Origin of the sequence: Psychrobacter sp. AOP5-GZ1-6 (assembly GCF_052376345.1) — a bacterium.
GTDB lineage: Bacteria > Pseudomonadota > Gammaproteobacteria > Pseudomonadales > Moraxellaceae > Psychrobacter.
Window position 1 is genome coordinate 1 of record NZ_JBQSVP010000093.1, and the last position, 12,249, is coordinate 12,249.

Genomic DNA, 12,249 nt, shown 5'->3' on the forward strand with positions numbered 1-12,249 from the left:
ACATACAATCTTTATCATTAGATGAGCAAAAAGAAGTGCTTTTAGCCTCTGCTTCAGTACCTCTATTTTTTAAAGCATTTAATAGTATTCAAAATGAGCGTTATACAGATGGTGGGCAAGGGGGATATCTAAAATCACAGGGAAATACACCTATCACTCCATTGATAGAAGCAGGCTGTCGTCACGTTATTGTGACGCACTTAGCTGATGGTTCACTATGGCATCGTCATGATTTTCCTGACACCTCTATTATAGAGATCCGACCTAGCATTAAAATAGGCGGTACGATGGCGATGTTCGATTTTTCAGTTGAAACAGTCGATAGACTAATACAAGCAGGCTATCACGATACTATAAAGGCTTTGCAAAAAGTAAAGCTTAACTTGAATAGTGTTCATTCACTGCGCCAAAATGCCACACTACTATCAAGTACGTTAAGTGATACAGAAGGAGATAATGCGTTAGAGAATGCTATGAATAGATTACGGAATAATAGCTAATACGTAATGATAGTCATATCTCTCACCAAGTATTGGAGTGAGATATGCTGAATAAACCTTATAAATAAACTTAGTAAACTAACGACTCGATGATGCGTTTGACATGACTAAGAAAAAGTAAAGCTATAGTATAGTCAAGTCTATATAAATCCGCTACAGCGTCATCCTCGCTAAGCATATTAATGTATAACTTGCACTCGGTTTCCTTGTATCGAAATTATATTGAACTGACTATACAGAATTCAAAGCAGAAGCGGTTAAGAGATTCAGACAACATAGCTTCAATTGATATGAAGCACTAAAATTTCAGTGCTCAATATTAGTCAATATGGAATATAGAAATGCTAGAACCATTACAGACCCAAGATGCATCGACTTGGCTAATTCATGCAGTTTATTATAATAATCTATGGCATCAATGCGATGATTATTTACGTACAAACCCACTTCCTGAACTCAGTAAAGTTGAAAATAATTATTATAAAAGCAGACGTACTTTACTGTTGAACCAAAAACAGAATTGCCAGCTTACAGCATTAAGACTGACTTATAGCGAGAGTCAACTAAATGAATATCTAGAGCATGATTTGATACTAATGCTTGACCCTGATGAAAAAGGCATAAATGGAGATGGTGTTTTTTATTCACTTTATGCTCGTCAGCATCCAGATAGAAAATGTCATATTCCCTACAGTGTTTTGCTAGAAAATCTAACCAAAAAAGAGCAACTTTTTTTTAACCTTTAACCTTTTGTTTAATTTGAGAGTCATATGGATTTAGGTAATATATTACAGAGTATACTTGGGCTGGTTTTTAATAAATTTGAAATTACGGCAATGGCATTAGAACATAACCCTTATATATTCTTTGCTATTTTAATAGCATTTTTATTTTTTATTGCAACTGGTGCTTTAGCGCTGAAAAAGACTAATAATGGCGCAAGTAGTATCCTAAAGTTTGCGCCTAGTATCTTAACCAGTTTAGGGCTATTAGGTACATTTTTTGCTCTTACCGAATCTTTAGTAGGGTTACAGCTAAATGATTTAGGTAATATCAATAATGAAAATTTGTCTGACTTCATTAAAAGCTTAGGTTCAGTTTTTAGTTTTTCTATATTAGGTATAAGCTCTGCAATATTTTTTATGATTGTTAATTTCTCCATATTGGCTCGTAGAAACAATCAAATTTTAAGTCAAAAAGTTAATTCTAAAGTTGAAATGCAAAGTCGCCAAACTAAGTTAGATACACTTAATATGTCAACTTTAAATGAACTGAAAAGCCATAGTCAGTATCTGAACAATTTGGCTAATATTTCATCCAAAACCAATATTCAAAGTGATTATTTACAAGAAATAAGTGGTCTGACTAAGCAGCAAGGTGATGTGCAAAAAACCCAAGCAGAAGCGCAGCAGCAACTATTTATGACTCTTAGTAATACTTTGACTCGTATGTCTAGTGCGATTACAAATATCGAAACTGGCTACGATATGGACAAGCTGGGCGATGTTATTTCCGAAAAAATTGGAGAAGTACTCACAGAACCCTTAGCTAAAATGACTCAGGCATTAGAAAAAAATAATAGTGATGTCATCCATAAGTTATTGGCTGATTTAAAAGAAGATATATTAATACCTATCAAAAATGAAATTGCCGCTACCAATGAGACGACCAGTAAAGTTATTGAGGCAGTTGATAAGAGTCAAGTCACTAACACTCAGTTGATTGTAAAACTGGGGGATGTGACTCAGCAGATGGGTAATTTTGTCACAAATACAAATTTACTAGTCAGCGCAATGGCGTCTACAGTAGATCAGATGGAAACGTTACAGCAAAATCAAGATAAAACATTAAAAGAATTCAATACTGATCTACAAGACAATCTTGCTGGTATTCAGCCTGCCATTGAAAAGGGTATGAAAGCTGCTGAAGACGGCATGACAAGCTCAATTACATTAGCAACCACTGCTATGAAAGGTGCAATACAAAGCAGTGTCGAAGAAATATCATCGACAGTCGCTAAAATGGGTGAGTTGCAGGTTACTCAGGACAAAACGCTAACAGACTTTAATGTGGGTTTAAAAGAGAACCTTGCAAGTATTCAGCCTGCTATCGAAGAAGGTATGGAGACTGCTAAAAATGGAATGGTAAGTTCGATTACCTTGGCAACAACCGCCATGAATACGGCGATGAGTGGTGTTATTACTCAAATATCTGAAGACGTTGTTGAAAATTTAGGTGGTGTATTAGTCAAATTCGATAGCAATATGAATGGTCATTTAACTCGTATGAACGATGAGCTTTCAGATACAGGGTCACGAGCAGCTGTCTTGATTGATTCTAGTGCCAGTGCATTAAGAGATACTTTAGGTGATATTGATAAGACATTGGATGACTCCTCAAAAAAACTAAAAGACGAATTAGAAGCCTTCAGAACAGAGTATCAATTTAGCCTAGATACCTTCTTCACACAACAGAATGAAGCCCTTGAGCAAACCCTTGGCGTCCAGAATAAGAGATTACAGGAAACGGCAGATCAACTCGGTAAGCAGTTTGAAGGTATGGATGAGGCACAACGAAAACTTAATGAAGAATCATTAAAAACTATAGATAGATCACGCGAAGTGTATGGGCCACTCCTGAATCAAATGGCAACCATCGCAACCACTTTGAATAAAGGTCAAAGTACGTTAGTCAAAGACCTACGGGCTATGCAAGATCACACTGATGACATTAATGATGCACTTAAAGAATTAGGGCAGACGATGCCAAAAGAATTTACCAAAGCCTTTGAGACGCTAAATGATGCTTATATTAATAAATTTAACACTAGTAATGCAGTTTTAGAAAAAATGATGAAAGAGATGATTACTGCCTCCGCGGTATTGTTGACTGCCAGTAATAGCATAAATCAAGATGACGAATAAAGGAGCACACACATGCTAATGTATGACGATGAACCTTTAGAGAGTTATGAAGAGGATGCCACCACTTGGATTGCTTTGGCTGATATGATGACAGGATTGATGGCAATATTTTTGGCATTGAGTATTGCTATCTTGTCTATGCAGCAAGATAAAAAAGATGCCATTATTTTGGCAGTGTCGGACAATTTAAAAAAAGCACTAGAAGAGAAGGGTATCCCTGCCAATATTGATAAAAAAACAGGAAGGCTTATTGTTTCAGAAAAAACCAATTTTGGTCATGGAGAGGCTACGCTTAAGGACGAGGGTAAACAAAGCCTCGATATTATTATGCCAGTCTATGCCAAAGCTATATTTGGATTGACTCTGGAGCAACAAAGTAGGATTGATCGTATTGTCATTGAAGGTCACACCGATAGAGTTGGTAGCTATACCTCAAATATGACCTTAAGTAGTCAGCGTGCAAACGCTATCTTGGCACACGTCGACAGCATGCCAGAATTTGCTTATAAACAACAATTTTTACAGAAGCTGACGGCCGTTGGACGTGGCGAAAATGATGCCAGCACCCCAGATGAAGTCGCCAATCCAGATGATAGAAACGTGGTCATACGGTTTGAGTTCAAAGAAGGCGATGACCAAGAGACTTCTTTAAAAGCTCCAGAAGATACAGTTGAGAAACTGAATCAAATGACCTCAGCACCACAAATATGAGTAACTGTTCGCTATGAAAAAAAGTATGTCTGTTAATTTTATTGCTGACTTTTCTCACATTAATGCTGACACCATGAAATCATTAATTCATCAGAGCTTGTTTGATAACATGCCCTGGCAAACATTGGATCTGAGTGTTTTGCAAGAAGTGGATATCGATGCTGATCTTAAAAAACGTGCCGAGCAAAAATTTGATACTTTAAAAATAAACCAGACCAGTGCCTTTAGTGTTATTGATGTACTGGCATTAGTGATCATCGAAAATGAAGAATGGAAAAATAAAGCCATTGCTAAAACTGTCACTAATAATTGGTGGCTATCTGCCCTAGAGATGGAGGATCAACAGGCACTATATGCCAGCTTAGTATTGGTACTGCAATATCAGCGAAACCCTGAGTTGTATGAGAAATTTGCTAATATATATGCCTTAAAAGCACTAATAGGAATGTTATTAGCAGATGATAGTTATAAGTGGCAAGACAATATGCTTAAGCTTTCAGTGAAAGCCTTATTGTCTCAGCAACCTAGCCATTTTGCTACAGTAGCATTAGAAAACCATATTACAGTTCATCAACTGTTATCCAAGCATAAACTGCCAGTGAGTACGGATTTTGAAAGTAAAGCAAATGAAGAGTGGCTTGCTCTATATCTAAAACTGACAGAAAAACAACTATCTTCCTATAGCCGCGCCATTAACCCTTATCTCAAGCGTCGGTCCGATATACATTCTGCCGTCAGTCGTGCTGAATCGATTTTTAGTAATCGTTACTTTAAAACAGATTTATCGACACTCGAAAAGCAAACGCACAAATTTACGGATATTCATATATGGCTAAAAGAGTGGAATAAAAATCCTGCATTCAAGCAATTATTAGGTAAAGAATATCAACAGATTCTGCGTTGCTGGCTGGGGGCAGGAAACTATTACCAATTAGAAAAAGCGGTGAGGTACATCGCGCAAGTCAACGATGAAGATATTGAAAGTAATCGTAGTATCTCTATCAACCGCTATATATTTTGGACAAACTACCAGCAGCATATTATCGATTATTGGTTATTGATTCCTAGTAATCAACAAGCTAAGTACCAACCTATATTTGCCACTGCTAACATTAAATTGGTGAGTAAGGAGTCCACCTTAAATTACTCTAGTTCAATGATTGCAGAAAATGTAGCTTCGGTACCAACAGTCTTACTTAAGTTTGATGATTATTACTTTATCCAGCCTTTAGTTAACACAGGAGGGAAAGCTGACTTAGTGATGACGAGCAGTGTGGCGCTCCTCGATAGCGCATTACAACCTAATGAAATAGAAAGCCATGTTTTTAATAACATTGAACTCAATCTTATCCATGATCATATGTTTTTGTGGCAACGAGATATGGCAATGTGCCTGAAAGAGAGTTTTAAAATCATTATGGGTAATCCTAATAGGTTTGTGTACACGCCTACTTTTGGTGATAGCTTTATCAATCCAAGTAAGAATATAGACCATAAAGGACGATTAGAAAATATAGAGCGTTGGTATAAATACTCTCGTCACAAAGATGAGTTGGATAAATATGCTATTAGCTACCAAAAGCGTCATGTACGGCATGGATGATTGAACCACTCTAGGATTGTAGTGGTCAACTAATCTAGGACACCTGATAAGAGATTTTTATTAAAGTAGCGTTTCTCTTTTTCAGCTGGTGTTAGATAATTATTGAAAGTATGCGGTCTCACGGTTTGATAATAGCCCCCAATATAGTCAGTAATGGCGGTTGATGCCTCATCGATATTCTCATAACTACCTTTTGGTATCCATTCTGTTTTAAGGCTTCTAAAGAATCGTTCTGTTGGGGCATTATCCCAACAGTTTCCGCGACGGCTCATACTTTGCGTTATGCCATTACAACTGGCCACGGATTCAGCGAATGTCTTACTGGTGTGGGTACCTTGATCAGAGTGAAACAACACGCCACTTGGCTTTAAGCGAGTCTGATACGCCATCTGCAACGCCATCTGCAACGCCTTAGCGGTCAGTGCGCTATCAGGGGAATCTGATACAGAAAAGCCAACAATACGACGGGCATACAAGTCTAAAGTAACGGCTAGGTAGCACCAGCCGCCTTTGATGCGAATATAGGTCACATCACCTGTCCAAACTTGATTGGGTGCTGTTGGGCTAAAGTTATGGTTCAATAGGTTTCCATGGATTTTATGCGTGTTATCAGCGTGCTTATATTTATGCATTTTTATTTGACGACTTTGAAGTCCCATCTGCGCCATGAGTTTACCTGCTATATAACGAGTCAGCTTGATGCCATGTTCATTCATCATGATGGCGGCAATGCTACGAGCACCTGCTGAGTGCTTTGAATCGTTGAATATTTGACGTATTAAGGCTCTAGTTTTGACGGCTTCAAGGCTAATTGGCTTGGGCTTTAGTCCATAGTAGTAACTACTCTTCATCACGCCAAACAGCTTGCACAGAAGGCTTTTATTGACCTGCTTGTCTTGCTCTGCAAGCTGACTGATTAACGATAGCCGTTCAGGCTGTCCAAGGCCAGCAGAGCAGAAGCCTTTTTTAGTATGTCTCGCTCCATAGTCAGCCGTTTAACCTGTTTACGCAGTTCTTGGAGCTCTCGCTGCTCATCTGTTAAGGCGTTGCCGACTTTAGGTGCTTCGCCATTTATTTCTTGACGGTACTGAGTCAGCCATTTCTGCAGAGTGGATTTACCAACGCCCAGTGAGCTTGCCACATCGGGTATTTTACGTTTGTGTTCAACGACTAAGCTGATGGCTTCTAATTTGAATTCTCGGGTATATTGATTGCGTTTGTTGGTCATACTGTTTTCCTCTTTAGGTTAGTATAAACCTCTTATGCGCTGTCCAAGTTTATTATGCCACTACACATTACACTAGCAAGGCATTTGCTGAATCCGTGGCTAGTTGTGACGGCATGATTCAAAGCATGAGCAGAAAGGGTAATTGCTGGGACAACGCGCCAACTGAACGCTTCTTTAGAAGCTTTAAAACGGAATGGATGCCAAAGGGTGGTTATGAAGATATCTTTGAGGCTAAGAGTGCTATCACTGACTATATCTGGGGCTATTATCAAACTGTGAGACCCCATACTTTCAACAATTACTTAACACCATTAGAAACAGAGAGACGCTATTTTAACAAAAACCTCTTATCAGGTGTCCTAAATTAGTTGACCACTACAGTTGTTTCACTCTGATCAAGGCACCCATTACACTAGCAAGAAGTTTGCTGAATCTGTGGCAAGTTGTAATGGCATGAAGCAGAGCATGAGCCGAAAAGGTAACTGTTGGGACAACGCGCCAACTGAAAGGTTCTTCAGGAGCTTTAAAACAGAATGGATGCCAAAGGGCGGTTATGAGAATATTGCTGAAGCTCGGACTGCCATTATTGATTATATTTGGGGCTATTATCAGTCAGTGAGACCACACCGTTTTAATGACTATTTAACACCGCTAGAAAAAGAGAAACGCTACTTTAACAAAAACCTCTTATCAGGTGTCCTAAATTAGTTGACCACTACACAGGCTGTCAAAATACGATGTCATCGTCTAGCGCAACGCCTGTATCTACCTCTAATGCTGTCACCACGGGTCTCATGAAAACTCAAAGTAACTATGCTGATACCCGTTATTTAACGATTGACGGCAAAGACTATCCCGTTTCTGAAAACTCTGCTCGAGTAGTCATCAATAAAGCGAAAAATGTACCAGAATTGGTCGCTGATATTTTTGATGGAAAAGGTAAAGTTGCAGTACCAGGCTATAAAGTGATGTTGATGGTTCGAACTAACTCAGTGGCTGCAGAAGGCAGAAAGCTAGATAATGGTAAAGTTATCGATAATCGCATGATCCATCGTGGCAGCAAAACTCTTGTTGGTATCCCTGTTGTCAATGGTCAAGCAAAACTTGATCAGGCACAATTATTAAATTTCGATATCATTTATGACGATTTATCAACAGTCGTTGCAGAGGGCGAAGTGGTCAAACCACGTGGTACCAAAATAACCAAAGCAAATATACCAGTTACCAATAAAAAAGTGGTCGTACACTCTTTGACCTTACCTAACATTGCTAGCGGTGAAAGTGCAGGTGGTGGTGTTAATTTCGAAGCCAGTGCAACAGTAGATGGTAAAGTCATAAAAACTGGCGCTAATAGTGCTTTTAATATCTTTTATACTGCGACTAGTGATAATGCTAGAGGATTCTAGTTGTTGAGTGCTAACTGGTAAGAACAGGCTCTGACTTCACTAGATGAAGCTAGAGTCGTTTCCGTTTAATCGTTATCTGTTTTTAAAACCACTAACAAACCCAATGGGTTATCTACTATGGCTTTAAGGAATTCTCACGTGGTTAATAATACCTCAAATCAATCCTCGCATTTCCGACTATCTCCGCTATGCTATTCTGTTTTATCGTTACTCTTTATGTCAGTACCAGCGACTGCTGCTGAATTACAAGATAATGCTGATTCAGAGCCTAGCACCACATTAGATACAATTGTCGTTACCGCAAACCCTTTATATGCCATTGATCCGAGTGAAGACAATGATTTATATAATGCCAATGTCGCGACGGTCGGCACCAAGATACCAGATTATCTAGAAAATATTCCACAGTCTATCAGTGTGATCACCCAAGCAAAGATTGATGACTTAAATCTTGATACCTTAGATCAAATTGCCAAACGCACGACAGGCTTACGAGTTCTGCAAAATGATGATGGGCGCTCGTCTATTTACTCTCGTGGTTATGAGTATGACCAATACAGTATCGATGGGCTCGCATCTCCCATGGCAAGTATCAATGGCACCTTGCCTAATTTAGCCGCATTCGACCGAGTGGAGGTCATGCGCGGACCTTCTGGTTTGTTTAATTCAGCGTCAGAGATGGGCGGTGTTGTGAACCTGGTTCGAAAGCGCGGTAAAGCCGATGGAGATCAAATTCTAGAAGCCAATGTTAGCAATCCGACAGGCTACGGCGTGTCTGCTGATCTGCAGGGCAGTTTAAGTGCTGATGACAGTCTCGTTGGTCGCACGGTGCTGCAATACAATCAGCGTGCCAATCCAGTAGTCGATGATATCGGCGGGAAAGACAATCAAAACAGTACGGTCTACGTCAGTGCCGACAAGCAATTGAATGAGAACAGTAAATTTGGTTTTGGCTACTTGATGCAAGATCGGCAAATTACCCCTGATAATGGTCTGCCTACCTTTGCTGATAAATCATTAATATCGCTACCACGTGATGATTTTTATGGTGCCAAGTGGAACGATTTTAACAGTCAAAGCCATGATGTTTTTGCCGATTTTGAGCATCGTCTTGCTAGTGCCGGCGTCATCAGTGCTGGTATGCGCTACTCTGATAGAGAAGCTGATTATAATTATGCCTTTGCAGGAGGCGCCCTTGAGGATAATAAAACCAGTGTTGCCGGTATTGGTGCAGATATTCACGAAACGTCGCTTAGTGCTGATGTCAATCTAAGCCAACCGTTTAAGATTGGCAACCATCAAAGCGAATATGTCATTGGTGCTGACTATAAACGCTTTAAAACTGATAATGAAAACGCGCGTACTAAAGCCTTGGGTCAAGGTTTAACGGTCGGACAAATCAATGATTTGAACGAAGTCAGTATTATTGAGCAAGCACGTCGCGGTGAAAAAGGCTTTGCGCTTGCCCATACTGAGAACACCCTGAGTGAAACGGGTTTATACGGCAAAGTGAATTACAAGCCTATCGATAAATTAAGCCTAATTGTCGGCGGTCGTTTGAGTCATTATGAGATAGAAAGTGATGATAAGATTAGCAATGCTGATGCCAGTACTGACAGTAGTAGCAAAGCCACTGGTTATGGGGCTGCTGTGTATGAGCTGACGCCGAATATCAATGCCTATGGCAGTTATACTCAAGTCTTTACCCCGCAATATGTTGCCAATCAAGACGGCGAATTACTAAAACCGCGTGAAGGCGATCAGATAGAAATCGGTCTAAAAGGTCATTGGCAAGATACCTTGTCAGCGAGACTGAGTGGCTACCGTCTGACCGATGAAAATGCTGCTGCTCCCACAGCAGATGGCGATCAAGTGGCATTAGGAAAACGTCAAATGCAAGGCGTAGAAGTAGAAGTTAATGGCGAAATTATGCCTAACTTACAAGTATCTGGTGGCTATAGCTATTTAGATAGTGATATCAAACAGGCATCGAGTGATAGGGATGATGGCATTTTCCTATTGATGCCCAAGCACTCTGCTAATCTTTGGGTAAGCTATAAAGCGGATAATTTGCTTGCTCGTCCATTAACAATGGGATTGGGTGTCAACGCCGTCGGTGAATTCTCATCCTCGCAAGGTATCAAGGCAGATTCTTATAATACCTGGGATGCGATGGTCAGTTATCCATTTAATGAGCAGCTCACTGGTCAATTAAACGTTTATAATTTATTTAATAAAGACCATTACGTCCGTGTCGGTTCGCTCAATACGTTTAATATACCGGGTGATGAACGTGAAGTAAAAGCGTCACTGTCTTATAAGTTTTAGCTAGAATCACGGCTTGCTATATCGTAAGCCTAATAAATGAGGCGCATTGAGTTGATCAGGCGCCTTATATTTTTTGTGAAATTATTTTTTATAAGGGGTCCGTTATGTCCCAAGTTGTTGATAATCTTTATACTGATAAAGTACCATTACCCGTGGCGACCAAAACCAAGTTTATGAATCATGTCAATGAAGAGCATCAAGATGAACTGGCGCTGTTTGTAGAAGCATTTGCTGATACCAAGCTTAGTAATGAGATGGCAGTTGTGGTAGCAGAGGTCTATAGCGATGGACTATTACTTGAAGCGTCGGTGCAAAATGTAGGGCTTTTACTAAATCTAGAAGCTGACGCGCGGCCTGATGCTGTCAGTCAATTCTTTATTGAATTTGAAAATATTATTGATGAAACCATTACTTTGAAGTCGCAATATATCAATCTCTTGCAAGTGGCTTCAAAGAAACTTGGTAAGCAGGCGATAAAACAGCAAGAGCGGCATTTCACAGTGATTGATGGTTATTACGCCAGCCCGAATATGTTCCGATTGGTAGTCGCTGCACCTGCTGATACGCCACTGAATCATGCAGGATATGCCTATCTGTTTGAAATGAATGCTGACGTATCAATTAGTCATGAATCTACCAACGCCTCTGCTAACGCCTCGGAGAAATTACAGCGTTATTATACCTTACGAAAAGCATGGCAAGATGCAGAAACTCAGCAAATACAGGGTTGGGTGGATACTTATATTCATGGTGATACACCTGGTGGTAATTGGGCGAGAGCGGCACTAGCTGGCACACAACTGAAAAGTGTTCGCGATTATCCTGAAAAGATTGCGCATTTAAATGACGGACAATGTCTGCTTATCTGCGACGAAACGTCTATACCAACAGTCGCTAATTTATTAGAAAATTGGCAAAATCCGATAGCGCCAATTGTCATTGTCGTTACTTGTGATGTGGCAGATAGGGTTTATCTACAAGATATCGAATTCAGTCAGACGTTGGCACAGATAGATAATTTTAAACAACATAACATAGTGCATATTTTGAATACACCAGCCATCAATCTCCCTGACACTATTATCTCTACGATAGATAGCTGCTTAGAGGCCACATCTATTCATATAGATAAAATCTGGGGTGCAATTAGTGCAGCGGATGCCAAAGTGTTAAGGCGTCAACTAAAGGCTCAGTTTGATTTATCTCGGCAGGATATGGTCATGAAGGTGTATTGGCGAGCGTCTTAAAGAGTGGATATAATCAGAAGAAAGTTAGAATATGCTATCAAGTCTTAATTTTGTTAATATGACCTAAATGAACTGGGTGTGTTGAACATTCAACCATGTCCCTGACAGAAAATATTTTTTATCAATGAAGTGGCAAAAAGAGTCCTGTACCAGTTTGTTAAGTAAGGGCTGATGCTAAAATTATCTCGTAATGCGTTGCAACTTTAGCTAAGATTTCTGCATTATCGTCAATTTGCGCCTTGTCTGGAACAATTTTAGCGATCACTAGGGGCTATTTGTGAATGTTCAATACGGCCTAGTTT

General features: G+C 39.7%; 12 protein-coding genes and 1 pseudogene. 10 read left to right on the top strand and 3 right to left on the bottom strand.

Going from position 1 to position 12,249, the window contains the following annotated elements:
• Together ACT3RN_RS11245 and ACT3RN_RS11250 are read left to right on the top strand one after the other, a co-directional pair.
• Nucleotides 1–500: pseudogene (locus tag ACT3RN_RS11245) on the top strand (hypothetical protein); the annotation flags it as partial.
• A 341-nt stretch (nt 501–841) separates the two neighbouring features.
• The gene (locus ACT3RN_RS11250; RefSeq protein ID WP_102094033.1) at nt 842–1,246 is read left to right on the top strand and encodes a hypothetical protein; all 405 of its coding nucleotides are present in this window, start codon (nt 842–844) and stop codon (nt 1,244–1,246) included.
• Nucleotides 1,247–1,356: 110 nt separating this feature from the next.
• Here ACT3RN_RS11250 and ACT3RN_RS11255 read toward each other — a convergent pair whose 3' ends face one another.
• Nucleotides 1,357–1,662: a hypothetical protein gene (locus ACT3RN_RS11255; protein WP_444518648.1), complete on the bottom strand. Its 306-nt coding sequence runs from the start codon at nt 1,660–1,662 to the stop codon at nt 1,357–1,359.
• Between the two features lie 91 nt (nt 1,663–1,753).
• Between ACT3RN_RS11255 and ACT3RN_RS11260 the strand changes: the two genes are divergently transcribed.
• From ACT3RN_RS11260 to ACT3RN_RS11270, 3 genes are read left to right on the top strand one after another with little or no spacing between them, the layout of a single operon-like run.
• Nucleotides 1,754–3,424, top strand: coding sequence for a hypothetical protein (locus tag ACT3RN_RS11260; RefSeq protein ID WP_444518649.1), 1,671 nt, complete (start codon nt 1,754–1,756; stop codon nt 3,422–3,424).
• Nucleotides 3,425–3,436: 12 nt separating this feature from the next.
• Nucleotides 3,437–4,135 (top strand): OmpA/MotB family protein, encoded by a 699-nt coding sequence (locus ACT3RN_RS11265; protein WP_444518650.1) that lies wholly within the window; start codon nt 3,437–3,439, stop codon nt 4,133–4,135.
• A 25-nt stretch (nt 4,136–4,160) separates the two neighbouring features.
• Nucleotides 4,161–5,738, top strand: a complete 1,578-nt coding sequence (locus ACT3RN_RS11270) for a hypothetical protein (protein ID WP_102094037.1) — start codon at nt 4,161–4,163, stop codon at nt 5,736–5,738.
• A 29-nt stretch (nt 5,739–5,767) separates the two neighbouring features.
• On the opposite strand, the gene ACT3RN_RS11275 is transcribed toward ACT3RN_RS11270, so the two are convergent.
• Nucleotides 5,768–6,655, bottom strand: a complete 888-nt coding sequence (locus ACT3RN_RS11275; RefSeq protein WP_444518653.1) for an IS3 family transposase — start codon at nt 6,653–6,655, stop codon at nt 5,768–5,770.
• Nucleotides 6,655–6,966, bottom strand: a complete 312-nt coding sequence (locus ACT3RN_RS11280) for a transposase (protein WP_193009432.1) — start codon at nt 6,964–6,966, stop codon at nt 6,655–6,657. The genes ACT3RN_RS11275 and ACT3RN_RS11280 overlap by 1 nt, the downstream gene beginning before the upstream one ends.
• A 125-nt stretch (nt 6,967–7,091) precedes the next feature.
• On the opposite strand from ACT3RN_RS11280, the gene ACT3RN_RS11285 reads away from it, so the two are divergent.
• The 5 genes from ACT3RN_RS11285 to ACT3RN_RS11305 all read left to right on the top strand — a co-directional run bounded on the left by ACT3RN_RS11285 (nt 7,092) and on the right by ACT3RN_RS11305 (nt 11,947).
• Nucleotides 7,092–7,334 carry an integrase core domain-containing protein gene (locus ACT3RN_RS11285; RefSeq protein ID WP_444518651.1) on the top strand — a complete coding sequence of 81 codons (243 nt, stop codon included), beginning with the start codon at nt 7,092–7,094 and terminating at the stop codon, nt 7,332–7,334.
• Between the two features lie 13 nt (nt 7,335–7,347).
• Entirely contained in the window at nt 7,348–7,674 is a 327-nt protein-coding gene (locus tag ACT3RN_RS11290) for an integrase core domain-containing protein (RefSeq protein WP_201542238.1), read from the top strand.
• Nucleotides 7,675–7,703: 29 nt separating this feature from the next.
• Complete coding sequence (locus ACT3RN_RS11295) at nt 7,704–8,372, top strand: hypothetical protein (RefSeq protein ID WP_444518652.1); 669 nt, start codon at nt 7,704–7,706, stop codon at nt 8,370–8,372.
• Nucleotides 8,373–8,510: 138 nt separating this feature from the next.
• Nucleotides 8,511–10,700 carry a TonB-dependent siderophore receptor gene (locus ACT3RN_RS11300; protein WP_192523513.1) on the top strand — a complete coding sequence of 730 codons (2,190 nt, stop codon included), beginning with the start codon at nt 8,511–8,513 and terminating at the stop codon, nt 10,698–10,700.
• A 104-nt stretch (nt 10,701–10,804) separates the two neighbouring features.
• Nucleotides 10,805–11,947 carry an SIP domain-containing protein gene (locus ACT3RN_RS11305; RefSeq protein WP_192529795.1) on the top strand — a complete coding sequence of 381 codons (1,143 nt, stop codon included), beginning with the start codon at nt 10,805–10,807 and terminating at the stop codon, nt 11,945–11,947.
• Nucleotides 11,948–12,249 lie beyond the last annotated feature (302 nt).